The sequence below is a fragment of the Mesorhizobium sp. B2-7-2 genome (genome assembly GCF_006440775.1).
In the GTDB taxonomy this organism is placed as follows: domain Bacteria; phylum Pseudomonadota; class Alphaproteobacteria; order Rhizobiales; family Rhizobiaceae; genus Mesorhizobium.
Genome location: NZ_VFTZ01000004.1, coordinates 330167 through 356337 on the forward strand (window position 1 = coordinate 330167; position 26171 = coordinate 356337).

A 26171-nucleotide genomic window follows, 5' to 3' on the forward strand; every position below is an offset into this window, starting at 1 on the left:
CGTCGCTTCAGGACCTGCTCGCGCCGTCAGCCAAATTCACGGCGTCGTGTCCTGGGTGAAATTCTCGCCTGCCCGACAGGCTGCAGGACGCGTTTCAAGGCGAGGCTCAATTGCATGATCAAGGCGGTCGATTTCCCCGACCGCTCATTGGGCACGAGCCTGCGCACACGTGTGCCCGAAAGACTGACTGACCCGCGTTGCGCTCGGCAGAGTGCTGCGTGAAGGCACAGACCAGGAGAACGGAACCATGTCCGGTCAAAACGATGCGCATATCGGCACCGGCCAATGGCCGACGATCCAGCCGGAGAAGGAGTTCGACGAACATGTGCTTGCCTGCGTCTTCTCCTGTGCGCTCAAGGAGGTCGAGGCTGGCACGACAGTGGCGGAGTCAACAGGCCTTTCGCTTGCCGAGCTGCGCGAGGTCTTGCCCCGCGGTTTCCCTGGTACCGCGATGGCAGCATTCGCCTCGGCAAACGTCAGCGATGCTGAGCCGGGTGTAGAGGAAGAACTTCTGCGCGGCCTGCTACTGGCACATGCCCGGGCGAGTCATCCGGCGAGCGCCCGCTTCGCTAAGATCCTCGCCCGGCGCGCCATGCATGATGGCCATCTGTGGCAGGACCTTGGGCTTCCCGACCGGACCGAGCTCAACCGCCTTCTGGCCACACACTTTCCGACGCTGGCGGCCGGCAACACCCAAAATATGAAATGGAAGAAGTACTTTTACCGCAAACTCTGCGAGGCCGAAGGGTTTTCGCTGTGCACTGCGCCCAATTGTCGGGAATGCAGTGATTTCGAAAATTGCTTCGGCCCCGAGAAAGGCGAATGTGAAGAACGCGTCACACCGGTTTAAACGCCGCTTTTCGTCACGAGGCCCTGAGGCCTTGATTACCGTTGTGCCACAAGCGTTTTTCCCGGCGCCGCTGTACGGAGGAGGGGACATTCATCGCCTCGCGATATTTTGCGACGGTGCGGCGAGCGAGATCGATACCGTCTTCCTTGAGCCGGTCAGCGATTTCATCGTCCGAAAGCACGTTCTCAAACGATTCTTCGGCGACCATTGCTTTGATCCTATGGCGGACAGCTTCGGCGGAGTGCGCGTCACCGCCTTCGCAAGAAGCGATCGCGACAGTGAAAAAGTACTTGAGCTCGAACACTCCACGTGGGGTGTGCATGTACTTGTTCGACGTTACCCGGCTTACAGTCGACTCGTGCATGTTGATCACGTCAGCGACCGCCTTGAGATTGAGGGGTCGTAGGTGGGCGACGCCATAGTCCAGAAAGGCATGCTGCTGGCGCACGATTTCGTTCGAAACTTTGACGATCGTCTTGACGCGCTGATCGAGACTGCTGATTAACCAGAGCGCATTCTGTAGGCATTCGTTGAGAAATGTCATCTCTTTCGATTTTTTGGCGACTCGGCGTGAAACTTCCTTGAGATAAGTGTGTTTGATCATCAACTTGGGCTGCGTGTTCGGATCAGGCTCGATCTGCCATCCACCTCCGGGCGAGGGAGTGGCCCAGACATCCGGCACGATGCATTCCGGCGCGCCCGAGTGGAATGCGTTTCCGGGCTTGGGGTCGAGCGCACGGATTTCCTGCAGCATGTCGAAAAGATCTTCGTCGTCGACGCCGCAACGCACCTTCAAAGTCCGATAATCGCACCGCGCAAGCACGTCAAGGTTGGCAATCAAAGCCGCCATGGCCGGGTCGAACCGGTCTCGCTGGCGCAACTGTATCTCAAGACATTCGCCGAGAGATCGTGCGAAAATCCCCGGCGGATCGAGGTGCTGCAAGATACCCAAAACTCGTTCCACATCGGCCAGCGGGATGTTTAGCTTCCCAGCCAGCTCCGAAGCACTTGCCCCAAGCAAACCAGTGTCATCCAGATGTCCCGCAAGCACATTAGCAATCAGCCGCTCGTGCGGCGTGAAGGCGGTGAAGGAAATCTGAGAAGCGACATGGTCGTGCAGCGTTTCTGGTAAGGCGACAAACTCCTCGAAGGCACGATGATCGCCAGGCGCGGTGCTCGATTTCCCTTGCCTGGGCAGATCCCGGGACATCTTCGCATACTCCAGAAGGGGATTTCTCTCGAGCTCCTGGGCCACGAACTGATTCAGTTCGGGAATGTTCATTTGAAGCAGGCGAATCGACTGGATGAGTTGAGGCGATAATCCCAGAGACTGTTTCTGAAGTAGGCTCAATGACGGTTGCATGGTCACTTATTCCTGTCTAGAAGCTCTTGACTGCGGCTGGTTTCGATCTCTCACAGGGTCGACGCCTCTCATGCGCGTCACCTTTGAATGACCTTCCCGGACGCGCCGCTTTAGAGCTTTGCCCTTGTGCAAGTGGCGTCCAAACGCAGCTGCACATCCTCGGCACCAGGTCATGCAGCGTCCTTCAATGTTTGAAGGACGTTCTGCGGGGATGAGACGCCATAAGGGTCGGTCCCGCAGTTGTCGGAGAAACCTTCCTCCTCAAACCACTGCTCCACCACGCCATTATTGACCAGAGCCGCGTAGCGCCAGGAGCGCATACCGAAGCCGAGATTGTCCTTGGCAACCAGCATGCCCATTTTGCGGGTGAACTCGCCTGAACCGTCGGGGATCAGCTCGACTTTCTGCAACCCCAAGGACTTCCCCCATGCATTCATGACAAAGGCATCGTTGACGGAGAGGCAGTAGATCGCGTCAACTCCTTCCTTCTTGAATTCCGCATAGAGATCTTCGAAATTCGGCAGTTGGTAAGTCGAACAGGTCGGTGTGAAAGCACCGGGCAGCGAAAACAGGATGACCCGTTTGCCGGCAAAGTAGTCGTCGGATGTTCTTTTTTCCCAGCGGTAGGGATTTGGCCCCTGGACTGAATCATCGCGGACACGCGTAAGAAACGTGACGAAGGGAACCTTCTTTTTACCGGTCATCAATTTTCTCCTTGAAGGGAGGTGGCACTGGATTCTTGCAGGGGCTGGCGCAATACCGAGCTGCGGGTCTCGTGCATGGCATGATGCCGACGGCGCTCCCGATGCTTTCTCCATTCGGGTGTATGGGAACGGCCCGGCTCCAGGTGTTCTTCACCCGAACCGCATCGACGTGGGCGATTGGGGGACGCGGCTCCGGATTCGTGGCAACGGCCCGGCTCCAGACCTTTCTCACCCGAAAGCCATCGATATGAGGGATGAGGGCACCTTCTAGCGCCGCGATTGGTCTGGCCGCGACTAGGGCGCCGGAGCCGGCATGGATCACCCACTCCTCATACCCGGGGTCAAAATGCTGGCAACCGGACATGACCAGGAGCGGGATGAGCATATGCGTCGCAAAAGTGATTCTCCGCGCCGCAGAGCGGCGTGGCTGAACTGGTTCAGCGTATTGGCTGGACTTGCCTGTTTCCGGCCGACGTGGGCTCGGCCGAAATTTTGAGAAGCCTCTTGGCCACTGACATGCTGATGCAAACCGATTTCCGGCAAATGCGCGAGCATCATCTGGCGTCTCGGCATCGGACCCCAGTTGCAAAGCCGCTTCGGAGGACGGATCTCCGAACCGGACGACGTCCCGATCTTCAGCGAAGACGGCCACCGTCGCCTTTGTCCATCGTTTGGAGCTTGGGGCGTCAGCCATGGTAGTCACCTTCTTCCTGGTTTGATGGGCTCTAAGCACAAGGCTGCAAGCGGCATGCCATTTCCAATGAAGCTGCTCCTGCACCAGCGCTATCGCTTCGGTACGACGTCTTCGCCAACCGGAGGTGCGCGCCAGAGCCGTCACGTCATCACACCGAACAAAAGTCCTGTGTAGAGAGGGTATTCACCCGTCCGGCGCCGGCTGGCAAAGGACGGGCCAGACAGGGCAAGCCCAGGCAATACCCCGCATCGGCCGGCACAGCGATTGCACAGTGTGTTTGCCCTGGCGTGTTTTTACGTGCGACTAACGTGAACGCAGGCCGGCAGCGCCACGATCCGGATTCGATAAGGATCGCTTTCGACTCGGCTACGATCTTTACACGCATGGTGTTCCTCTCGCCGAGCGTCCCTATCGAAATCCATTGTGTCGGAAACTGGACTAGAATTGTCGCAAAGCCGACCCAAAGGTCGCCAAGAAGCGTCCGCTGTTTGCGGGAACCGGCAGAACGCAACGGAGCGCCAACCGGGCACGCAAATAGCCAACAATCTTGTCAGTGGGACGTCTGCAAATTTCGAGGAGAGCCTCGGCTGCCCCTAGCGAGGCTTGATGCAGGAGCGCATTGATCTTCCGCTCCAACTCAACTGAAAGGATTTCTGTGATCCATTCGATCGCTATGCCTGGCAGGCACTAAATCGGCATTTCAAAACCGATGATTTGACGGGTCTCGCTAGCTCGCGCCGAAAAAGTTTGCTGCCCATTTGTGCCCGACGTTCAAACGGTTGAAGAGCAGATTGCGCCCTTATCTCCCAAGCTCGTCGGCGTCCACCAGCGGGACGAGGTCGTTGCCATGAAGTTGTCGGACATAGTCATTCGAGAGGTGAGACCGTCGTTGCGCTGACACCCTTGCAATATCAGGACATCGATGTCGGCGAAGATGGGCTGCGCAACCTGACCAAGTCCGCCCGGCCGAGCGCTGATCGCTCGCTGTAGTCTCGGTGCAGGCCGGCAAGGCACCGGCGCTGGTCCATGCCCGTTGAAGAGCCGACGTGGAAGAGGCAGTACCGCGATCCAGGCGGCCATCCTAGGCGAGACGAAGGCCTGGATCGAAAAAGTATCGTGCGCAGACCGCGTCGCGCGGCTGGTGCGAGTCCACCTCGACGGCGAGCTTCTCTCCCACCAGGCGGTTAGGTTGCGTGTTTCGGGTCGAATACGAACACTGTGAGTGCCGCGAGCAATGTGGCAATTGCGGTGTAGGCAAAGACACCCGTGACGTGGTCGGGATCCTTCAGCAGCAGTCCGCCGAAAATCGCGCCGGCTGCGATGGCTACCTGGAACGTTGAGGTCATCAGCACGGCGGCGCTTTCGGCCTGCTCGGGAACCGCACGCAGCAGTATCCAAGTCTGCAACCCCACCGGCACCGCGCCGAAGGCAAAGCCCCATACGGAAACCGCAATCGCCGAGGCAAAGGTCGATGCTCCAAACTTCAGCAACGAGACAGCGGCTATCGCCATAAGGAAGGATGGCAGGGCCGCGACTGCCTTGAGACTGTGTTTGGCCAGGAATGCTCCGGCAAAACTGCCGAAGAAGCCGCTTATGCCAGAAAGGAGCAACAATATCCAGATCCCGTTGGTACCGAGCTTGGGAGTCGTCTCGAGGAAGACCCGAATATAGCTGAAGCTGGTGAAGTGCCCAGAAGCGACCAGCAGTACGACCAAAAGTGCGACCTTTATGGTCGGATCTTTGGCCGCATCCAGCAGACTGCGGAATCCAGCCATTTCAACCGGAGGCAGCGTCGGCATCGTTAAAAGCAGCACCAGCAGCGTAACAGCATTAAGCACTGCGGTGAGCGTGAAGGCCACTCGCCATCCCAAGCTGCCGCCGACGACGGCGCCGAATGCAGGCACGCATACGAGAGCGACCGAAACGCCGGCGAGGATGATTGACATGGCGCGCGGCAGAAGATGATTTGGAACGAGCCGTATCGCCAGCGATGCCGAAATCGACCAGAAGCCTCCGAGCGCAATGCCGAGCATAACGCGTGCTGCCAGCAAAACCGGCAGCGACGACCCGACTGCCACCAGAAGGTTGGACAGGATCTGAAGCAGCATCATTGCCCACAGGACGGTCCTGCGGTCCAGGCGCTTTGCAATAATGGCCATCGTCGGCGCTGAGATCGCCGCAGCAATGCCCGTCGCTGTGATCGCATATCCAGCCGCATCCACTGAGATGCCGAGATCGCGCGCTATCAGCGTCAGCACGCTGGCTGGCAGACACTCTGCCGCCACCAGCCCGAAGGTGCCCAAAGCAAGCGAAATGACCGCACCCCATGCGGGAGGAGATAGTCGATCCGGCGTTTCTGGGCCGTGCAGAACAGTCTCGATAAGACCCGTCGCCGATTCGGTCATGAACATCCTCGCCCAACATGGGTTGGCTGCGATGACCCGAACTAAAGGCAGAAGCGCGCCATCGCTGCCCGACATCTTGTGACAGTAGGGCGTGCAATTTCGGTGCCGGTTCTCCGTGCCCGACGGGGGTGTCATCGTCGGCAGACGTCTCATCAGGCTGTTCTATGCCGACCTCGGCGTCCGTCTCGAACCAGCCATGCGCGCCAGCAGTTCCGAGCCCGGATGTCTGATGTTCCGTGACGGGACGACGCGAGCCGGTCGCTATGACCGCCGCCTTTAAGCAGCCAAAAACCGGCTCTGACTGAAAGGACCATTTCCGGTGGCTCGAACCTGACGTTTTGTGTCGGGCATTGTCGGGTCCGCTACACGGCTTGTTCCAACAATAATCTATCTGCCAGCGAGCACTTGTTAGCGCACAAGCTAACTAGCTAGAGCCAAAAGGAAAAATCCCGCTTTGGCTGTCCTTCGAAAAAGTTGGCACGAAACTTGAGACCTCGTTGTGAGGCGGCAAGAGCTGCCCATCGGCATTTGTGTCCCGGGCAGCCGCGACGGATGAAACCAAGGAAGGAAACCTATTAATGTCACGTCTGCGTCAGATCGCCTTTTACGGCAAGGGCGGCATCGGCAAGTCCACCACCTCCCAAAATACGCTCGCCGCTCTCGTCGACCTCGGGCAGCGAATCCTCATCGTCGGCTGCGACCCCAAAGCGGATTCCACCCGCCTGATCCTGAACTCGAAGGCTCAGGATACTGTCCTGCATCTCGCGGCACAGGAAGGTTCGGTGGAAGACCTCGAGCTTCAGGACGTGCTCAAGGTAGGCTACAGAGGCATCAAGTGCGTGGAGTCCGGCGGCCCGGAGCCGGGTGTAGGCTGCGCCGGCCGCGGCGTCATCACCTCAATCAATTTCCTTGAGGAGAACGGCGCCTACGACGATGTCGACTATGTCTCCTACGACGTGCTCGGGGACGTGGTTTGCGGCGGTTTCGCGATGCCGATCCGCGAGGGCAAGGCGCAGGAAATCTATATCGTCATGTCCGGGGAGATGATGGCGCTCTATGCCGCCAATAATATCGCCAAGGGCATCCTGAAATATGCACATTCGGGCGGTGTTCGGCTCGGCGGACTGATCTGTAACGAGCGTCAGACCGACCGTGAGCTTGACCTGGCCGAAGCACTGGCTTCCAGGCTCAACTCCAAGCTCATCCACTTCGTGCCGCGCGACAACATCGTCCAGCACGCCGAGCTCAGAAAGATGTCAGTGATCCAATATGCGCCCGACTCCAAGCAGGCCGGAGAATACCGCGCGCTTGCTGAGAAGATCCATGCGAATTCTGGCCAGGGTACCATCCCGACCCCGATTACCATGGAGGAGCTCGAGGACATGCTGCTCGATTTCGGCATCATGAAAACCGACGAGCAGATGCTTGCCGAGCTTCAGGCCAAGGAAGCGGCAAAGGCGGCAGCCCAGTAACCGATATTGGGCGCCCTCCTTGAGGTGGCACGCCTTGCAAAGAACGGCGCCTCGTCGGTGAGGCGTCACCAGACACCTTGAAAGGGGTCCCATGAGCCTGGAATACGAGAATGATGGTGCTCTCCATGCGAAGCTTATTGAGGAGGTGCTATCGCAATATCCGGACAAAGCGGCGAAGCGCCGCAAAAAGCATCTCAGCGTCGCAAAGAGCGGGGACCAGGCCGGCGGGGAAAACGAGATCCTTTCCGAATGCGACGTCAAATCGAACATCAAGTCCATTCCGGGAGTGATGACCATACGCGGCTGCGCCTATGCCGGCTCAAAGGGCGTGGTCTGGGGTCCGGTCAAGGATATGGTCCATATCTCGCACGGCCCCGTCGGTTGCGGCCAATATTCCTGGTCACAGCGCCGCAACTACTACGTCGGAACAACGGGCATCGACACGTTCGGGACAATGCAGTTCACATCCGATTTCCAGGAGAAAGACATTGTCTTCGGCGGTGACAAGAAACTGGAACAGATCATCGATGAGATCGAGCTACTGTTCCCGCTGAATAACGGCATCACGGTGCAATCCGAATGCCCGATCGGTCTCATTGGCGATGACACCGAGGCAGTTTCTCGCAAGAAGGCCAAGGAGTACGAAAAGACTATCGTGCCGGTGCGCTGCGAGGGCTTCCGCGGCGTCTCGCAATCACTCGGCCACCATATCGCCAATGACTCCATCCGCGACTGGGTCTTCGACAAGAAGGACGTCGATTTCGAGGCCGGTGCTTACGACGTCAACGTGATCGGCGACTACAATATTGGCGGCGACGCGTGGGCCTCGCGCATCCTGCTTGAGGAGATAGGATTGCGCGTGGTCGGCAACTGGTCCGGTGACGCGACACTCGCCGAGATCGAGCGCGCCCCGAAGGCCAAGCTCAATCTCATCCACTGCTACCGGTCTATGAACTACATCTGCCGGCATATGGAGGAAAAGTATGGCGTCGCCTGGATGGAGTACAATTTCTTCGGACCGTCCCAGATCGAGACCTCCCTGCGTAAAATAGCCAAGCATTTCGGCCCCGAAATCGAGGAGAAAGTCGAGAAGGTCATCGCCAAGTACAGACCGCTTGTCGACGCGGTCATCTCAAAGTACCGGCCACGCCTCGAAGGCAATACCGTCATGCTCTACGTCGGCGGCCTGCGCCCCCGCCACGTCATCACAGCTTACGAAGACCTCGGCATGATCATCGTTGGCACCGGCTACGAGTTCGCTCACAACGATGACTATCAACGCACGGGCCATTACGCAAAGAATGGCACGCTGATCTATGACGACGTTACCGGCTACGAGTTGGAGAAGTTCATCGAGGGAGTTCGCCCCAACCTGGTTGGCTCTGGCATCAAGGAAAAATACCCCGTGCAGAAGATGGGTATCCCGTTCCGTCAAATGCACTCCTGGGACTATTCGGGACCTTATCACGGCTATGACGGCTTCGCCATTTTCGCGCGCGACGTGGATCTTGCGATCAACAATCCGGTCTGGGGCCTCTACCAGGCACCTTGGAAACAAAGCCCGTCCCGTGGGCAGGCGATGGCTGCCGAATAGATGCCCTGTCCCAGGCCTAGTCTCCCCAGAGAGACGATGAACCCTCGCGGCTTGTGAGCCTCGGGAAACCGCAAACGTCTCCACGTACCTGAGCTGCCGTATGGCGCGGCCAGATGGAAAGAGGTAATACCAATGCCGCAGTCGGCCGAAAAGATTCTCGACCACGCTCCGCTGTTCCGCGAGCCGGAATACAGGCAGATGCTCGCCGGGAAGAAGCTGAATTTCGAATGTCCGCACCCGGATCAGATCGTTGCCGATCAGGGTGAATTCACCAAGACCTGGGCATACCGCGAAAAGAACCTCGCCCGACAAGCGCTTGTGATCAATCCCGCCAAGGCCTGCCAGCCGCTCGGCGCTGTGTTCGCGGCCGCGGGCTTCGAGCGGACCATGTCCTTCGTCCACGGTAGCCAGGGCTGCGTGGCCTACTACCGCTCTCATCTATCGCGCCATTTCAAGGAGCCTGCTTCGGCGGTTTCCTCCTCGATGACCGAGGATGCGGCAGTATTCGGGGGCCTGAAGAACCTGGTCGATGGGCTCGCCAACACCTACCAGCTTTACGACCCGAAGATGATCGCAGTCTCGACGACTTGTATGGCGGAGGTCATTGGCGACGACCTGCACAGCTTCATCGAGAACGCCAAAGACGAAAAGTCGGTGCCGCGCGACTTTGACGTGCCCTTCGCCCACACGCCGGCCTTCGTCGGTAGCCATGTCGACGGCTATGACGGCATGCTGAAGGGCATTCTAGAGCACTTCTGGAAAGGCCAGGAGCGCACGGAAACCAAGGGAACCATCAACCTCATTCCGGGCTTCGACGGCTTCTGCGTCGGCAACAACCGGGAACTCAAACGCCTGCTCGATATGATGGGTGTGTCCTACACCTTCATCCAGGACGCCTCTGACCAGTTCGACACGCCATCGGACGGGGAATACCGCATGTATGACGGCGGCACCAAGATCGAAGAGGTGAGGGGGGCACTTGACGCCGAGGCAACGCTTTCGCTCCAGCACTACAACACGCGAAAAACGCTGGATTATTGCGGGCAAGTTGGGCAGGCCACGGCTTCCTTCCATTATCCGCTGGGCGTCCAGGCGACCGACGAATTGCTGATGAAGGTGTCGGCGCTTTCCGGCAAGGAAATCCCCGAGGCAATCCGACTGGAGCGCGGCCGACTGGTTGATGCCATGGCCGACAGCCAATCCTGGCTGCACGGCAAGAAATACGCGATCTACGGCGACCCGGACTTCGTGTACGCCATGGCCCGCTTCGTCATGGAGACCGGCGGCGAGCCGACACATTGCCTGGCAACCAACGGCTCCTCGGCCTGGCAAGCCGAGTTGCAGGAACTGCTTGACGCCTCGCCCTTCGGCATGGACGCTCAGGTCTGGGCGGGTAAGGACCTTTGGGCGCTGCGATCGCTTCTCTTCACCGAGCCGGTGGACCTGCTGATCGGCAATTCCTATGGCAAGTATCTGGAGCGCGACACCGGCACGCCGCTGATCCGCCTGACGTTTCCAATCTTCGACCGGCACCATCACCATCGCTTTGCGCTCATGGGCTACCAGGGCGGGTTACGCGTGCTGACCACGATCCTCGACAAGATCTTCGACAAGCTCGATCGCGAGACGAGCCAGACGGGCGTGACGGACTATTCCTATGACCTCACCCGCTAAAGCACACGGCCAGCTTTTCGCCCAGGCTGTTCATTGCCCGAATGGACTTTGGAGACTGACGCAATGACCTCGCTCAGTGCCAAGATCCAGGACGTTTTCGACGAGCCTGCATGCGACAAGAACCGTGGCAAGGACGTCAGGGCGCGCAAGGAAGGCTGCGCACGGCCGCTGACGCCGGGAGCGGCAGCGGGCGGCTGCGCGTTTGACGGGGCCAAGATCGTCCTGCAGCCGATCACTGACGTTGCCCACCTGGTGCATGCGCCGCTCGCCTGCGAGGGAAATTCCTGGGACAACCGCGGTGCAGCTTCGTCCGGGCCAACCTTGTGGCGCACAAGCTTCACGACCGATCTTACCGAACTCGATGTGGTGATGGGGCGGGGCGAGCGGAAGCTCTTCAAGGCGATCCGCGAAATCAAGGAAGCCTATGCGCCCGCAGCAGTCTTTGTCTATTCGACCTGCGTGACGGCGCTCATCGGCGACGATATCGAGGCCGTCTGCAAACGCGCCGCCGAAAAGTTCGGCCTGGCCGTGGTTCCCGTCAACGCGCCGGGCCTGGCTGGCTCCAAGAACCTGGGCAACAAGCTTGCCGCGGAGGCGTTGCTCGACCATGTCATCGGCACGGTGGAACCCGACGACGCCGGCCCGTATGACATCAACGTCCTTGGTGAATTCAACCTTTCCGGCGAATTCTGGCTGGTCAAGCCGCTCCTGGATCGGCTCGGGATCCGGGTTCGCGCCTGCATTCCGGGCGACGCGCGCTATCGCGACGTAGCTTCCGCGCACAGCGCCCGGGCGGCCATGGTGGTGTGCTCGACGGCCCTCATCACTCTAGCCCGCAAGATGGACGAGCGCTGGGACATCCCGTTCTTCGAGGGCTCTTTCTATGGCATCTCGGATACGTCGGAAGCACTCCGCAACATTGCTGAGCTCCTGGTGAGGAAGGGGGCCGATCCGGAGATCCTGGACCGCACGGAGAGGCTGATCGCCCAGCAGGAGGCGATTGCATGGAAGAAGCTCGAAGCCTACCGGCCGCGGCTCCAAGGCAAGCGCGTGCTGCTCAACACCGGTGGTGTGAAGTCCTGGTCGCTCGTCCATGCGCTGGTGGAGATCGGCATGGAGATCGTGGGCACCTCGGTCAAGAAATCCACGCTCGAAGACAAGGTGCGCATCAAACAGATGCTCAAGGACGACAACGATACGTTCGAGCAGATGTCAGCGCGCGACCTTTACGCCATCCTCTCTGGAGGCAAGGCCGATATCATGCTCTCGGGTGGGCGCACGCAATTCGTCGCGCTGAAGGCCAAGATGCCCTGGCTCGACATCAACCAGGAGCGCCAGCACCCTTACGCCGGTTATGACGGCATGGTGGAACTCGTACGCCAGATCGACCTCGCCATTCACAACCCGATCTGGCGCCAGGTGCGCGAGCGACCCCCGTGGGATGGTCCGATCCATGGGTACGACGCACTGCCGGGCCCAAGCGACGACGCCGAGAACCTGCACGCTGTCCAGGAAACCGCCGGCAAGGCGCCGACGATTTGCGTGAGTGCTGAGGAGATCCGATGACGCGTATCCTTCCCCAGACAAAATCAGCCGCGATCAACCCGCTGAAATCGTCACAGCCGCTTGGTGCCGCCTTGGCGTTTCTCGGCATTGACGGCGCAGTGCCGCTGTTCCACGGCGCCCAGGGCTGCACCAGCTTTGCCCTCGTGCTGTTCGTGCGGCATTTCAAGGAAACGATTCCCCTACAGACGACCGCGATGGATGAAATAACAATCATCCTCGGCGGGTCGGACAATCTGGAAGAGGCGATCTTCAACCTCAAGACCCGCACGACGCCAAAGCTGATTGGGGTCTGCACCACGGCCCTGGTGGAAACCCGTGGCGAGGATTGCGCAGGCGACATTTCGGACATCAGGCTGAGACGGGCGGAAGAACTCGCGGGTACCGAGATCGTGCTGGCCAACACGCCGGATTTCGCCGGCGCCCTTGAAGAGGGCTGGGCCAAGGCTGTCACCGCCATGATCGAAGGCATTACAAAGCCTGGGGAGCGGGCGCGGCAGTCAAAGAAGATCGCGATCCTTCCTGGCTGGAACCTCACCGTGGCTGACCTCGAGCATTTGCGCGAGATGGTCGAAAGCTTTGGCCTGCAATCGGTGATCTTGCCAGACCTTTCAGGCTCGCTCGACGGTACCGTGCCAGACCACTGGGTCCCCACCACCTATGGCGGAACGAGCATCGAGGATATCCGCGAGCTCGGCACGGCCGAGCACTGCATCGCGATCGGCGAGCATATGCGCCGCCCGGCCGAGGTTCTCTACAAGGCGACCGGCGTGCCTTACGTGCTGTTTCAGTCGCTGACCGGATTGAAGGGCGCCGATCAGTTCGTTTCGCTGCTGTCGGCTATTTCTGGCCAGCCTGTGCCGGCAAGCGTCCGCCGTCGGCGGGCGCAACTGCAAGATGCGTTGCTCGACGGACATTTCCACTTCGGAGGCAAGAAAATTGCGATCGCTGCTGAACCAGACCAACTCTATCAATTCGGAGCGTTCTTCGTCGACATGGGCTGCGCAATCACGGCGGCCGTCACGACGACCGGTATGTCGAAAATTCTGGAAAAGGTACCGGCGGAGTCGATTCAGGTCGGCGATCTCGGCGATCTGGAATCACTTGCAAGCGGCGCTGATCTTCTGGTCACCCATTCACATGGACGCCAGGCCTCGAAACGCCTTGGCATTCCGCTTATGCGCATCGGCTTCCCCGTCTTCGACCGGCTTGGCAGCCAGCACAGGCTCTCGATCCTCTATCAAGGGACCCGTGACCTGGTCTTCGAGGTTGCCAACCTGTTCCAGGCCGGCCGGCGTGCGCCGACGCCTGATGAGCTCGATCCATTCCGCAAACGCCAAACGCCAGGTGAGCCCGATGCGTCGCTTCTCACTCGTCACTGACGAGGTTCACCGTCCGATGCGTGAACGACAAGCAGGCGCTTTGCGGGTGGCAATCGCTACCCAGGACGTCAAGCAACTCAACGCCCATTTCGGGTCGGCCAAGCGCTTTGTCATCTACGATATGACGCGCGAGGAGTGGGAGCTTGTGGAAGTCATCGAGTTCGACGACGTCTCCGACGAAAGTGGGAAACATCACTCCGAGAGGGATGACCGCATCACACCGAAGATAAAAGCGCTGAAGGGCTGCCACCTCCTGTTTTGCCTGGCGATCGGTGGACCTTCGGCAGCCAAGCTTGTTTCGGCAAAAATCCATCCGATCAAGGTGCGGCATACTCAGAGCATCCAAGAGGTGCTGGTTCGCACGCAGCTGATGCTCAGGACCTGCCCTCCACCTTGGCTGCGCAAGGTCCTGGCTGAGGCAGGCGTCGCGAAACAGAAGCCGTCCTTTGAAGACGAGGACTGAAATGAGGAGGCGAAATGTTCGACCCTGCCCTTAGCCTTGCTGTCGATGAGGACGAGGTGGCGCTTGCCAGCCCGTTTCTCAAATGCCTCGTGCGGCTAATACGTGCTCAGGACTCCTACGGCGCGTGGGAAGGCAAAGCGGACCGCGAACTGCTGGCCGCCTTCATCATCACCAAGCAACAGCGCCGTGCGATCCCGATCATAGGCGATCCCGACCCGGACGTCCTGTGGAGGCTAGATATGTTCTACACCGCCATTGGGCTTGCGATCGAGGAGCGCTGCGGCCTGATGGCATCGCCGATCATGGAGCTGAGCCGTGAAGGCTTTGGGCGCGTGCTTTTCACGACTGGGCGGCTGGTCGCTCTGTCGAAGACGCTGCGCGACGTCCACCGGTTCGGCTTCGAGACGTTGCGGAAGCTCGCCGGGGCCGGCACGAAGCTGGTCAGCGACGCAATCGCAGCCATCGAAACCTATCCCGAGGTGGCGCGTGCGTGATGAAGCAGGTTTCGAGCCCAGGGGCCATGACAATCTTCAGCAGCCGCGATGGCCAACCGTCGCAGCCGACGCCGTCCAGGCGGATCAAGCTCCTGAAGTAACACCGATGAAGCCACTCATCCTGATCTGTTCGCAAGATGCCGAGCTTTATCTGTTGCTCAGCCACATACTGGAGGTGGACGGCTTCGCCACTGAGCCGGTAAGGAGCGCCAAGGAAGTGCTTGCATTGGCCGACGAACGCGAATTCCAGGCCGTCGTGCTGGACTGCGGTCCGGCGAGCATAACCGGGGCCCCAATCTGCGCCCGGCTCAAGGGGGAGCCCCGGACCGCCGACCTTACCGTTATTGCCCTGATCGCGCCGGGTGCCGAGGACCAGCACCTCGATCTCCTCAAGGCTCGCATTGACGAGAGATTTGTGCGGCCGATCGTCCCGGCCAACCTGCTCGACTTTCTACGGGCGAGGCTGGCGCTGCCGAAGCGGGGCGCACATGGCGTTGAAAACGGCGGCTGGCTCACCTTTGGTGACCTCGAGATGAAGGTGGATGCCCGCCGGATTCGCGGCAATGGCCACGACATTCACCTCGGAGTCATCGAGTTCAACGTGCTGCTGCTTATGATGGAGGCTCCCGGCAAGGTCTTCAGCCGGAAGGAGCTTATCGGCACGGCTTGGGAGAAAAACATCCATGTCGAACCACGCACCGTCGATGTCCATGTCAGCCGGATCAGAACAGCCCTCAAGAAGGCTTGGCCCGGCGGCGGCATTCTCACTGTCAGGTCGGCCGGCTACTCGCTCCAGATGCCGGACGGCTGAATCAGTTGAGGTGTAGTGCCACTCCCTTTCCCTCGCGCTGTGAGTCGGTGTTGCGGCCTGCCGCTAGACTAAACGAGATACTCAGGAAGAAGCAGGCAAATGGGTTTTAAAAGCGTACTCTGTGTGACGGACGCAGACCATTCCGATCATGACGTCGAAACTGCTGCCGGCTTGTGTGCTGAAGTCGGTGCGCATCTTTCCGTACGGATAATACCGGCTCTGATGCTCGTTTTGTCATATCGGCCGATGAGAGATGGTGTCCCCGAGTGGCCCACGGGGCGTGGACAGGCAATGGCCACATTGAACAATCAGTTTCGGCAAGACAGATTTACACTGGACGTGCCCAGACTGGAAAGACGCTCCGAGAAGATCCAGGAACTGCTGAGGGCAATGTGCCTTTCCTATGATGTCGATACGGATTATTGCAATTTGACTGGCGTGGGGGAGGTGGTGCGACAGCGGGCACTCTGCGCCGACCTGACCATTGTCGGCCCCGCACTTCTCAACGACAGTGTTGTCGGACCTGTCGTCATCAACGGCAGCTTATTTGATACGGGAAAACCGGTGCTTATTGTGCCCAAGCGCGCTGAGGCGACCCTGTGGCCAAGGCGCGTCCTGGTCGGTTGGGATTCGCGACTCGAGGCATCCCGTGCCGTTCGGGAAGCGCTGGGTCTCCTATGCGCTGCTGAGGAAGTTCGTGTTGTCCTGGTGGGTCCGAAGGCGAACCACAAAGGGTACGGCGCGAAACCTGGAGCCGATATTGCTGCCTATCTCACGCGCCACGGTGCTCGGGTGTCGGTTGACCTGTTGCCAAGTGCTGGCAAATCGGCGGCCAAGGTGCTTGCGCAGCACGCAATCGATACATCTGCCGACATGATAGTCATGGGCGCTTATGGCAGCCGTCGCCTGCGTGAGCGGCTCTTCGGCGGCGCAACGAAATGGATTGTTGACAAGCCGACATTGCCGCTGTTTTTGGCGCGCTGACCGGCTCGGGAGTTGCACCGATGCCGCTCGAAGCTTTAGTTCACTTGGGCGAACTATTCAGATATCGGGAAAAAGATCGCGGCGGCGCGAAGCTCCTCGAGGCAGTGCACGAGGCCTGACCGAACAAAATGCTCCGGTCTTGAGTTGCTTGTCGAACTCTCGCCCGAGACGGCCCCAAAGGCCGTGCAGCGGCGCTGCTCGAGCTCATCGAAGCACGGCCGCGGCAGATTGGCCCAAGACGAGAAAGGTAGCTTGGCTTAATTCAGTTGAGAAAGACAGTCGTTAGCTTGGTAGACGAGTTAGGACCTATTGCTGCGGCCAGCACAGCCGTTCGCTCAAGGCAATGCTCTTTGCAGCGCCAGGCATAGGCTGCCATTGTTCCCGGCTGCCCCATGTCGAGGGCAATTGCAGCTTCATATAACTCAAGACGAGTGCCCTCAGGCAACTTAAGGTAGGGCTTTCGCCGCAGCTCGTGATGACCTTTAGCTGGCGCCGGACGGAAGCAGTGTGCGATCCTCACTGCCCCGGAAAGCCTGCCTTAGCCGAATTCATGGCTGACGAAGAGATGAGCTTGGCGAAAATAGGGGCAAGGATATGCCGGCTCGCCGGCGAAAGGTGGATCGCGTCAAGGTAGAAGACGTCTTCACCTGATCTCAGCGGGCAGTTTTGCTGCCCACACAGAGCTGGGACTATGGGAATGAACTGTACGGTTCGCGGCAGCAGATCCGCGAGCATTCGATTGTTCTGCCAGGACATCTCGGCCGGCATGGTAGAGCACGGCGCGTCGCCCTTCATGAAGTCGGCACGGACGAGGCAAGTCAGCACATCGATGGATGGTTCCGGCGTGGGTCCAACCACGGCGGTCTTGATGCCATGGGCCGCCAGTGAGGCAGCGGTCTGTTCTATCGCGGACGTGAAGTTGGCATTGGAAGTCTCCTGCGAAGGCCAGCTTCCGTCTGTCGAGAGGAAGCTGCCTCCACGCCCCGAGTAGGCGTTCCAGCGGCCTGCCAGGATCACGAGTGTGATGTTGGGATCGGCAAGCACCGATTGGAGCGCGGACGCATTGAAGGCCGGGCAATCCGCTCTCAAGGGACTGGCGGGAAGCATCGTCATGTCGGGAAAAGGAGCGCACCCCGCCTTTGTGATCTGTCTGACGCGCACGCCTGTCGTCCGGGCCGCCTCGTCTAAAGCAGAGGCAAGATGGGCAGCCTGAGAATCGCCCCACAAAACGACCCTCGGAGCGATATTGCCGAAGCCGAGGATGCATTCGCCCGTCTTGGGAATGAGCCCGCCACGCTGGAGGCAGGAAGAGGATTCGAACTTGGCTCTTTCCGCTCTGAGCGCTTGAACAGAAGGACCGTCGTCAGGACCCCGGCTTGGGAAGCCGGAGCTGTAGATGATAGCCAGGGATAGACAGCAGACGCCGGCCATTGTGCCGGCGGTCGGTACCATCCACTTCCAGCCTGTGGCCCTCCGGCGAAACGGGCGCTCGACAAAGCGCCAGGAGAGTGCTGACGCGAGCAGTGCGGCGAGTACGACCGCGACACGTTCAGAGACGAACAATTCGCGATTCCGATAGATGCCTGCAAAGACCAGCAACGGCCAGTGCCAGAGGTAAAGCGAGTAGGATGTGAGCCCGATGAAGGCGGCAGGCTTGATCGACAGCGCTTTCGAAACCATCGTGTCGCGGTGAAAGCCGGCCGCGATGATGAGCGCCGCTCCAATGCAAGGAGCAAGCGCGTATAGGCCGGGAAATGGCGTATCCTGATTGAGCAGGAAGAGTGAAGCGGTGATGAGCGCCAGACCTGAGGCAGCGAGGAGTTCCGCAATCGTTCGGGTTGGCCTCATTGCCTTAGCAGCAGGCAGCGCGATCAGCCCGCCCGTGAGCAGTTCCCAAGCGCGTGTCGGAAGCATGTAGAATACAAAGGGCGGATCGCTCTGAAGCCAGTGCTGAGCGGCGGTGATGGAGATGATGCCCAGCGCCGCGACGATGACTGCCGCCCACGGTCTCAGCCATCGCATCATGAGTATGACCACCAGAGGCCAAAGGAAATAAAACTGCTCCTCGACGGCCAGCGACCATGTGTGCAGGAGAGGGAGCGAGGTCGCGGCTTCAGTGAAATAGTTGGTGTTGACGTAAAAAAAGAAGTTGCTGGCGGAAATCGCAGCGGCAATGGCGCTGTTGCCGAAGCCGATGAACTCACCCGGCGGCAGCACAAACCACCCCATCGCAAAACATGCGGCCAGCATCGCGAACAGGGCAGGAAAAATCCGTCGGACCCGGCGGTGATAGAAGTCCAGCAGCGAGAATTCGCCCCTGTCGGTGCGCTCGATGATGTCAGACGTTATCAGGAAGCCGGAGATCACAAAGAAGACGTCGACCCCAACGAACCCGCCGCTGACCGCTGAAAAACCAGCGTGATACAGGACAACCGGAACAACGGCGACGGCCCGCAGACCGCTGATATCCGCTCGGTACTTCATGCAGCTGATCGTCCTCAGAAGGTTCCGAGCAGCGTTTTTCATGGTCGTTACGCATCGTAAAATCGATAGTTTCGATGAAGTGCATCTACCGTATGAATGCGGGCCATCGCGTGCGACTAAGAACCGAACCAGACCGGACACAAATCGCGCAACGCAGAATCCCGCTCGATCAAAGTGAAAGACGGTTTTTCACTAGAAGGCGAACCCGTCCGGTCACCGGCCACTCCGGCTTGTCAGCGTGCGCAGTGGTGCGCCGATGGTACGGGCGCCGAGGCAAAGACCGCCACTCCAGCGCGCTACATGAGCTTGAGATCGTCAGTCGGATCGATCAGCTGCTGCCTTGCGTCAGCTCGACTTGAATTGGTGTGGCTCTTGTTCATCTCTTCCGCGGTCCTTGTGCCCACCTAGCGCATGTGCGCAGTATCCACCTTCACCGCGCCCGTGATGTCGATCGGCGATTGCCGCGCGGCCGTTGAACAGACGAAACCTATAAGCGCGGCTGGACGGCCAGTCAGAAACAGCACGCTGCCGGATTGGCCACCTACCGCAGCTGCAAAGCAGGCCAGTCATCTCTCAATCGACTGGCTCGCCCGTGCCACGTGGGGCAGTTCCGATTGGGATGATCGGCATCGCCGATCGTACGGTTTCTCATAAGTAGATCGGGCGTCGAGTTTGCAGGCGAGTTGCGCAGGCATTCGTTATGGAGCTCTGGGGTTCGGTTGTTGATCGCATGCGAGGCGCACGCATTCACATCGTAGATGGGCTCCATCGAAACAATCTATTTTACGGAGAGTAACGGACATGAAAAAGCGTTGCTCGGGAGGCGACGCCCACCGGAAATCTCTCCAGGTCATGCGCAAGGCGGAAGGTGGAGCGGCGTCCTCCTTCTGATGCCTAGGGTTCATCACTCAATTTCGTCGCTCGCTTCCTGGATCCATCCCGCAGCGTCACGAGCCTGATCATTTGTGCTCGCGACCGGCGGACCCGTTCGGCGCGACCGGCAGACGATCTGCATTCCTCCAAATCCGATGCCGTGCGCGAGCTTCTCAACACTCCGGACGGATTTTCGGCGAAGGTGAGCTATCTCAAACGGTATGCCGCCACGCTTCGCTGCGGACTTAAGGGCGCAATGGATGTCGCCGAAGCCGGATCGTGGGTTGGACCCGAGGGTGCAAAGCGGTCTTGGCGTATGAGATGCATGAACGAACTGCAGCCGCTATCTCGATGACGATACCTTACTGAACCAATCGCGCGACGAGGATTGTCTGGCCAGGAACAACGTTCCGACCTGGTGGCCGCGCGCTCCTTGCCGCGATTTGGCGTGTGCTGGCGTCTTCAACGCAATCGCTGCTGATCGCCTCGAGCCGCTGTCGGCTTCCACCGTAATCGACGGCGGCTGCGCCGGCGGAGATGTAAGCTCGAGCGCAGCGGTCGGACGAATGGCCCACGTCATCGGCATTGACCTCGACGAAGGGAGCTTGTGCTGGCGCGCGAAGAAGCTGCCGCGCGCACCTTAGTCGAGTGCTAATGGGAGCGTCATGCGACGTAAGAATGCTATGCCTATCAGATCATCATGGGAGAGATCCACGTCGCATGACACATGAGACATTACCGGATTCCCCGGACGGCGCCCATCTGAAAAAAACGCTAGAGTTGGTCAAGCTGGTGCTGTTCCGAAGGGCGACAAAGTGCAAACCTTCAAGGCCTGCCGTTCAACGTCGGATACTCGACACGATCACAAACCCGCTGTCAGTTGGTTCCATCAAAGTTTCCTCCTGGCACGTCGATTGAGGGAACATTCCGAACACATCAGCGCACGTCCTGCCATGATCAGGCTAAGCGAACATTTATTCGGGATCGGAGCTACCCTGTTAGCTTACCGGTAAGAGCACCGGGACAAATCTGCCGCCGGTGCAAGGTTTCCCACCTCAACGTCGGATAGCCGACACGATCACAAACCTGCTGCCAGTTGTTTTGATCAATTTTCCTTCTGGCACGTTCGATGCAGGGAATCTTCTGAACACATCAGAAGGATGTCCTCCTATGGTCAGGGTCACTGAAGAATGCTGTTGCCGCACTGGGACCGCGCTTCGGCTGATCCACAACCGGTCAGAAGTGGGCGCATCACCTTGGAGGCGAGCGACTGCGCCCGCTTCACACGCCGAATAAGGTCGGTAAGCATCCGCTGAGCGAGACGCTATCATCGAAGCGGGTGGAAACGTCGATCCCGCGCACGGCCCCCACGTCCCGACATGAGTGTCGATCTCATCACTTGGCTGGATCCCTGGGCCTCACACAGCCGACCACACGAACGCGGGGACAAACGCTAGCGAATCCAGCCGCACCGGCGTCGAGAATGGCCGCGTAGTGCGGAAGCCGAATGACCATGGCCGATGTTCGCCGCGAGCATCGCGTGTTTGGGAAACATCTATAGGAGCAGGACAAGTGGACATCTCTTGCATTGGGGTGGGTGCTGGACCGCCTAATCTCAGCCTTGCGTGTCAGATACACGAGCAGATCGGTCGAGGGGCACTGTTCTTGGATCGGCAGGTCGACTTCCGGTGGCACCCCGGCAGCGCATTGGATTCGCCGGAACCCCAGGTCAACCACCTCAAGGATCTGGTCACGCTGGTGAACCCGCGATCAGCCTACACTTTCGCAAACTATCTATACGAGAACGGGCGTCTATTCCACTTCCTGAACGCACAGTTCGAGGCCGTGCTCAGAGCTGAGTTTGAGCAATACCTGAACTGGGCCTTCCACCGGAACCCGCTTGTCTGCGGCGGCGAGACTGTGCGCGAAATCCGCTTCGAGGGCGAATTTCGGGTGTGGACGGACGACGCAGTTCGTGGCGCCAGAGACCTCGTGATCGGCATCGGCAAGCAGCCGCGGATTCCGTCTCAGTTTCAGGGCTGGACCGGGCGCAACCTGTTCCACTTATCGGATTTACCGCGCATCCATCCTGAGGATTGGAAAAAGGACGTTTGCGTGGTTGGTGGAGGCCAGTTGGGAGCGGAGGTGCTATTACACCTCGTCGGCCTGCCAAAAGAGCGGCGGCCTCGATCGATCACTTGGGTCTCGGAGGGCGAAAACTATCAGCCCATCGACAACAGCCCGTTTACAAACGAGTTGTTCATAGCGTGCTCTTCGGATCGCTTGGCGGCAATGAGCGAGTCGCAGCGCAAACTGTACCTGAGGCGTTTCGTGCTTGCTTCCGACGGCATTTCGGAAGAGACGTTGAGCGCGATTTATCAAGCGCTATACCGGCACGCGTTTTTGGAGCCAAGCCACTGCGAAATCACACTGCGGCCGGGCTGCACCGTCTCGCACTGCGTCAACGCCGGCGCGGGTCACAGGCTGACCCTGCGCCGCGGCAGGAGTGAGCTCGAAGAAGTCACGGCCGACATCGTCATCCTGGCCACCGGTTACGAGAACGCGTTGCCAGACTTCTTGGAGCCGATGGCCTGCCGGCTGGAAAAGAGCGACAACGAATTGGCTATCCGCGAAGATTTTTCCGTGTGCTGGGACGGACCGCCTGAAAGGCGCATCTTCGTACAGAGCGCGACCCTCGGGCAGCGCGGGCTGGCTGATCCAAATCTAGGCCTGCTGGCCTGGCGAGCGCGTCGCATCCTCGACAGCCTTCTGGGACGCGTGCCGCAGGCGAACCGCGAGCATGCCGGCTTCATCAGACCTGCCCCCGTCGACAACTGGCCGCACCCCGTGGCGGAAGAAATGGGCAGCGGGATATGACCTACGGCTACTGATCACCAGCGGGAGGGGCCGAGGAATGCTGTCCGCCTTCGCTGCAGCGAAGAGCGGGGTGGATGCGGCATCCGTGTCCCCGCGAAGCAGCATTCGCGCTGTCCGTCGGCAGCTCGCACTCGACGCTGGGCCTCATCGACAACGGCTTTAGCAGAAAAGCTCAACCGTAACCGGGCGGCACTCAGTCGTTGCACGCGGGAGCCAGTCGCGGAGCTAGCCCCGCCCTTTCGAACGGCGCCGAAATGCTGCTGCTGGAGGAGCCGAGCCATTTGACCGCAGAAGAGAGCCAAGCTGTTCGGTTTCTTACGCAGGAGTGGTTGCGGTGTCCAAAAACTTACAGCCGGCAGAAACTTGTCGGGTCGAAGACAGCTGGCCAACTGGGCCTATGAGGTTTCAAAGGGGTAACCATGGAGTTAACGGGCACTAAGCGTGCTGGCACGGCCTTTGCGGCAATACTCGTGAGGGCTGACCGCATGAGAACACGCAAGCCGGATTGGTTGCCTGCCAACTCGTGTGTTCCGCTCTTGAGAGAGAGAACGACCAGCTAACCCATAAGCGCCAGGAAAGGTGTGGGAATTTGGAGAACGAAACGGTGTTGCGTATTGAGTCCCCCGCTCCGCCAATCAAAGTGGACACTTGGCTGCGTGGCGAACCCATCACGAACTTTCAGCCCGGCAAGGTCTGTCTGGTCGAATTTTGGGCGACTTGGTGCGGACCTTGTGTGGCGGCTATACCCAATCTGATGCAGCTGCAAGAGGAATATCAAGACAGTGGATTCGAGGTCGTCGGAATCGCAACTAGCGAACAGGCTCCAACCGCAGACGAGGCGCGGACCAAGTTGGATGCGTGGCTGACCGAGAGGTTCCTGAATCTGAATTACCGGATTGCGTTCGATTTTACCGGTGAAATGAACAGACTATGGATGCAGGCGAGTTCTTCTCCCGGAATCCCTGAGTCGTTCCTGGTTGATGGCAACGGCCGCATCGCTTTCATCGGACACCCGGCGGAACTCGATGAGGTTTTACCCAAAGTTCTGAACGGCAGCTGGCGCAGCAGCAATGAAGCGAGGGCCGCCGACATAAGGCGGTTCGCTACTAGCCAACGCACAGCGCGCGAACGGGCCCGGACCAAACCGATATACGCCAAACTTAAGCCCGCCACACAGGCCGAGGATTGGCCGGCCGCACTCTCGGCAGTTGAAGAAGGCCTGGCATTGATGCCGGACTATATCGGGTTTCGGCAAACTCAAGCGAATCTTCTGCTTCACAAGCTGCGGGACATGCAGAGCGGCTTGCCAGTCATGCGCCAGTTAGTCGAGGACGCGATCAACAAAAAAAACGAGGCCGTGTCTTGGATGGTCATGGCCCTGAATCAGCTCTTCGATCCCGCGATAGACAACTCCCATCTTCCCCGTGCTGAGCGCTTTGCGATAGGCAACACGCTCTCGGAACAAATCCTGACACTGAATCCCCCGGATGGCGACGGGCGCCTTAAATTCCGTTGCTACCTCCCGGTAGCTCAGTATTACCACGAGAGCGGCAACAACGCTCGCGCGATCGAGTTGATCGAAGCGGCACTGAAATCGCTGGATATTCCGGAGCCAATGCCTGATCACATCAAACAGACACACCATAGCCCCTTGCTTCAAGCCCTGGCCGACTACACGGGTGAGAACGTCTGTTGCGGGGACTTCTGTGTGGCACCGCAATCAAGGCTCCTGAACACTAAAGCGGAGTGGCCTCATGAGCAGAGATTGCAAAAGGCATGACAAGTGGAATCGAACCCTGGTCAATTCGCCCAATGCATGCAGCCCGCTCGCAGCAAGTATGCCCATGCAGCACCGAGGGGATCGTTGCTGTAGGTCAAGGCTGGGGCGTCAACGACCTCCAGAGACGGTTCGCCGCGGACGCGATGTTCGACGAGAATTTAAGCTATCGCGGAGGACGTCACAGTCCAGGACATGTTCAAGGTCGGCCCAAGCACAGCATTACCTGGAACCCGGCCCGGCCAAGCCGGGGGGCGGCCGCGTAAGCGGGCCCGAAGTTGGCGCAGCCGAACGCAGAGCTCGCCCTCTGAGACGACACTGAATTGAGGAAACGATATGTCTCACACCGCGCTTGATCCTGCCCGTCGACCATCGAACGGCTCCTGGCGCTGATCCGAGCTCAGGACAGGCGATGCCAGGGCAAATGACCGAGCTGCTGGTCGGCTTCATCATCACGAAAAACTGCGTCCTTCAGATCCCGATCATTGGCGATTCTGCTGTGTAGGCTCGACATATTTCACACAGCAGCGGGGATTGTGATCGAGGAGCGCTCTTGCGTGACCACATCGCCAACAATGATGAAATCGATCGGGGTTTCGGGGTTTTCACGGGCGGGCAGTTAATCGTTTGAGACGTCCACCGCGTCGTCTTCGAGACTTTCCGGAAACTTGCCCGCACCGGTACGAAACTGGGCGACGATGCGACTGCGGTCATTGCCTGTCCGACGTTGCGAGGATGAAACCGAATTTTCGAGGAAGGCTCATGTCAAATCTGGATGAGATGTTGAAGAAAGTCCGAAAGCTGCAACTGCGCGCGGCGATTGCCAAGACGAACTTGCGCGACCTTGCCGAGGGCCTCCCGAACAAATGGACTGAGATAGCGGAAGTCGCCGAGACAGCGCACGCTGTTTATGCCGAGTTGAATAGTGCCCGGAGAGAGCTCGCCAAAATGAGGACCTTACGATGACGAGCATCACCCGCGACGGCTCCAAATGGGTGCCGGAATATCTGGCCGCTATAGACGAGAAAATCTGTATCGGCTGCGGTCGCTGTTTCAAGGTCTGCTCGCGCGAGGTCATGCATCTTCACGGCGTGGATGACGCGGGTGAAATCCTCGGCATCTGCGACGGGGAAGACGACGACTTCGACGGTGAGCTCAATCGTATGGTCATGGTAGTGGACCATGCCGGCCGCTGCATTGGCTGCGGAGCCTGTGGCCGTGTCTGCCCAAAGAACTGCCAGACGCATGTCGCGGCCGACCAGATTGCAGCATGAGCAGCATCAATGACGGGATAGGAGAACGACTTTGGACCTCATCATCTTTAGTCGACTCGCGGCGGTGGTTGGAGCGGCAACGCTGTGTCCGTTCTCTTCGCTTAGCACGCGATCCGTCTAGCCGTCGTCGCTACGCTGGCCTGTTCGCTACTGCTCCAGAGGGATTATTTCGGCAGCGTGCTCTTTCTGCTCTGGCGGTCCAGTGTGCTTGTCGAGCAGAGGTAAGGGTAGGCCAACGCAGTTCGAACCAGCCGCCACAAGATGACGAGTTGAGGAATGAATGTTCAGATGTATCTCAGCTCGTTCTGACTGCGCTGTGTGTTGACGCTGTGTTGAGGCGTAGTGACAGAGCGGAACTCACGTTCACGCCCAACAAGAGACATCGAATTGATAGGACAAGAATACAGGTGGGCCGGAACTGGCCAGGGGTGGC

19 protein-coding genes are annotated in these 26171 nt (G+C 59.2%); 15 read left to right on the plus strand and 4 right to left on the minus strand.

The window, feature by feature from the left end; translation table 11 throughout:
• The first annotated feature begins 247 nt into the window (after window positions 1–247).
• Window positions 248–850, plus strand: coding sequence for a nitrogen fixation protein NifQ (locus FJ425_RS08270; RefSeq protein ID WP_064993572.1), 603 nt, complete (start codon window positions 248–250; stop codon window positions 848–850).
• A gap of 13 nt (window positions 851–863) precedes the next feature.
• Here FJ425_RS08270 and rpoN read toward each other — a convergent pair whose 3' ends face one another.
• The 3 genes from rpoN to FJ425_RS08290 form a co-directional block, all read right to left on the minus strand.
• Window positions 864–2213: an RNA polymerase factor sigma-54 gene (rpoN, locus tag FJ425_RS08275; RefSeq protein WP_084015736.1), complete on the minus strand. Its 1350-nt coding sequence runs from the start codon at window positions 2211–2213 to the stop codon at window positions 864–866.
• Window positions 2214–2383: 170 nt separating this feature from the next.
• A complete protein-coding gene (locus tag FJ425_RS08280) occupies window positions 2384–2917 on the minus strand; it encodes a peroxiredoxin (RefSeq protein ID WP_064993528.1) in 534 nt (177 codons plus the stop codon).
• A 1878-nt stretch (window positions 2918–4795) separates the two neighbouring features.
• Window positions 4796–6016, minus strand: a complete 1221-nt coding sequence (locus FJ425_RS08290) for an MFS transporter (protein ID WP_064993570.1) — start codon at window positions 6014–6016, stop codon at window positions 4796–4798.
• Between the two features lie 578 nt (window positions 6017–6594).
• Between FJ425_RS08290 and nifH the strand changes: the two genes are divergently transcribed.
• The 9 genes from nifH to FJ425_RS08335 all read left to right on the plus strand — a co-directional run bounded on the left by nifH (window position 6595) and on the right by FJ425_RS08335 (window position 16453).
• Window positions 6595–7488, plus strand: a complete 894-nt coding sequence (gene nifH / locus FJ425_RS08295; RefSeq protein ID WP_064993527.1) for a nitrogenase iron protein — start codon at window positions 6595–6597, stop codon at window positions 7486–7488.
• A 91-nt stretch (window positions 7489–7579) separates the two neighbouring features.
• Complete coding sequence (gene nifD, locus FJ425_RS08300; RefSeq protein ID WP_064993526.1) at window positions 7580–9082, plus strand: nitrogenase molybdenum-iron protein alpha chain; 1503 nt, start codon at window positions 7580–7582, stop codon at window positions 9080–9082.
• A gap of 132 nt (window positions 9083–9214) precedes the next feature.
• Complete coding sequence (gene nifK, locus FJ425_RS08305; RefSeq protein WP_064993525.1) at window positions 9215–10756, plus strand: nitrogenase molybdenum-iron protein subunit beta; 1542 nt, start codon at window positions 9215–9217, stop codon at window positions 10754–10756.
• 63 nt (window positions 10757–10819) lie between these two features.
• The gene (gene nifE, locus FJ425_RS08310; RefSeq protein ID WP_064993524.1) at window positions 10820–12322 is read left to right on the plus strand and encodes a nitrogenase iron-molybdenum cofactor biosynthesis protein NifE; all 1503 of its coding nucleotides are present in this window, start codon (window positions 10820–10822) and stop codon (window positions 12320–12322) included.
• Window positions 12319–13701 (plus strand): nitrogenase iron-molybdenum cofactor biosynthesis protein NifN, encoded by a 1383-nt coding sequence (nifN, locus tag FJ425_RS08315; protein ID WP_064993523.1) that lies wholly within the window; start codon window positions 12319–12321, stop codon window positions 13699–13701. Before nifE ends, nifN begins: the two co-directional genes overlap by 4 nt.
• Window positions 13667–14164 carry a nitrogen fixation protein NifX gene (gene nifX / locus FJ425_RS08320; RefSeq protein WP_064993522.1) on the plus strand — a complete coding sequence of 166 codons (498 nt, stop codon included), beginning with the start codon at window positions 13667–13669 and terminating at the stop codon, window positions 14162–14164. Before nifN ends, nifX begins: the two co-directional genes overlap by 35 nt.
• A gap of 14 nt (window positions 14165–14178) precedes the next feature.
• A complete protein-coding gene (locus FJ425_RS08325) occupies window positions 14179–14658 on the plus strand; it encodes a NifX-associated nitrogen fixation protein (protein ID WP_064993521.1) in 480 nt (159 codons plus the stop codon).
• Window positions 14651–15469, plus strand: a complete 819-nt coding sequence (locus FJ425_RS08330) for a response regulator transcription factor (protein ID WP_064993520.1) — start codon at window positions 14651–14653, stop codon at window positions 15467–15469. Before FJ425_RS08325 ends, FJ425_RS08330 begins: the two co-directional genes overlap by 8 nt.
• 291 nt (window positions 15470–15760) lie before the next feature.
• On the plus strand, window positions 15761–16453 hold the full coding sequence (locus FJ425_RS08335; protein WP_224655972.1) for a universal stress protein: 693 nt from the start codon (window positions 15761–15763) through the stop codon (window positions 16451–16453).
• A 516-nt stretch (window positions 16454–16969) separates the two neighbouring features.
• Here FJ425_RS08335 and FJ425_RS08340 read toward each other — a convergent pair.
• Window positions 16970–18937 (minus strand): acyltransferase family protein, encoded by a 1968-nt coding sequence (locus FJ425_RS08340; RefSeq protein ID WP_064993569.1) that lies wholly within the window; start codon window positions 18935–18937, stop codon window positions 16970–16972.
• A 2466-nt stretch (window positions 18938–21403) separates the two neighbouring features.
• Here FJ425_RS08340 and FJ425_RS08345 point away from each other — a divergent pair.
• From FJ425_RS08345 to FJ425_RS31980, 5 genes are all read left to right on the plus strand, one after another.
• Window positions 21404–22687: a SidA/IucD/PvdA family monooxygenase gene (locus tag FJ425_RS08345; protein WP_224655974.1), complete on the plus strand. Its 1284-nt coding sequence runs from the start codon at window positions 21404–21406 to the stop codon at window positions 22685–22687.
• Between the two features lie 604 nt (window positions 22688–23291).
• Window positions 23292–24467, plus strand: coding sequence for a redoxin family protein (locus FJ425_RS08350; RefSeq protein ID WP_064993568.1), 1176 nt, complete (start codon window positions 23292–23294; stop codon window positions 24465–24467).
• A 759-nt stretch (window positions 24468–25226) separates the two neighbouring features.
• Complete coding sequence (locus FJ425_RS08355; RefSeq protein ID WP_064993516.1) at window positions 25227–25430, plus strand: CCE_0567 family metalloprotein; 204 nt, start codon at window positions 25227–25229, stop codon at window positions 25428–25430.
• Window positions 25427–25738, plus strand: a complete 312-nt coding sequence (gene fdxB, locus FJ425_RS08360) for a ferredoxin III, nif-specific (protein WP_064993515.1) — start codon at window positions 25427–25429, stop codon at window positions 25736–25738. Before FJ425_RS08355 ends, fdxB begins: the two co-directional genes overlap by 4 nt.
• A gap of 150 nt (window positions 25739–25888) precedes the next feature.
• Window positions 25889–25963 (plus strand): hypothetical protein, encoded by a 75-nt coding sequence (locus FJ425_RS31980; RefSeq protein ID WP_246676749.1) that lies wholly within the window; start codon window positions 25889–25891, stop codon window positions 25961–25963.
• Window positions 25964–26171: the final 208 nt, after the last annotated feature.

Coding starts and splice junctions, on each gene's coding strand:
- FJ425_RS08270 (WP_064993572.1), top strand. CDS start 248: ATGTCCGGTCAAAACGATGCGCATATCGGCACCGGCCAATGGCCGACG.
- rpoN (WP_084015736.1), bottom strand. CDS start 2,213: ATGCAACCGTCATTGAGCCTACTTCAGAAACAGTCTCTGGGATTATCG.
- FJ425_RS08280 (WP_064993528.1), bottom strand. CDS start 2,917: ATGACCGGTAAAAAGAAGGTTCCCTTCGTCACGTTTCTTACGCGTGTC.
- FJ425_RS08290 (WP_064993570.1), bottom strand. CDS start 6,016: ATGACCGAATCGGCGACGGGTCTTATCGAGACTGTTCTGCACGGCCCA.
- nifH (WP_064993527.1), top strand. CDS start 6,595: ATGTCACGTCTGCGTCAGATCGCCTTTTACGGCAAGGGCGGCATCGGC.
- nifD (WP_064993526.1), top strand. CDS start 7,580: ATGAGCCTGGAATACGAGAATGATGGTGCTCTCCATGCGAAGCTTATT.
- nifK (WP_064993525.1), top strand. CDS start 9,215: ATGCCGCAGTCGGCCGAAAAGATTCTCGACCACGCTCCGCTGTTCCGC.
- nifE (WP_064993524.1), top strand. CDS start 10,820: ATGACCTCGCTCAGTGCCAAGATCCAGGACGTTTTCGACGAGCCTGCA.
- nifN (WP_064993523.1), top strand. CDS start 12,319: ATGACGCGTATCCTTCCCCAGACAAAATCAGCCGCGATCAACCCGCTG.
- FJ425_RS08325 (WP_064993521.1), top strand. CDS start 14,179: ATGTTCGACCCTGCCCTTAGCCTTGCTGTCGATGAGGACGAGGTGGCG.
- FJ425_RS08335 (WP_224655972.1), top strand. CDS start 15,761: ATGGCCACATTGAACAATCAGTTTCGGCAAGACAGATTTACACTGGAC.
- FJ425_RS08340 (WP_064993569.1), bottom strand. CDS start 18,937: ATGAAGTACCGAGCGGATATCAGCGGTCTGCGGGCCGTCGCCGTTGTT.
- FJ425_RS08355 (WP_064993516.1), top strand. CDS start 25,227: ATGTCAAATCTGGATGAGATGTTGAAGAAAGTCCGAAAGCTGCAACTG.
- fdxB (WP_064993515.1), top strand. CDS start 25,427: ATGACGAGCATCACCCGCGACGGCTCCAAATGGGTGCCGGAATATCTG.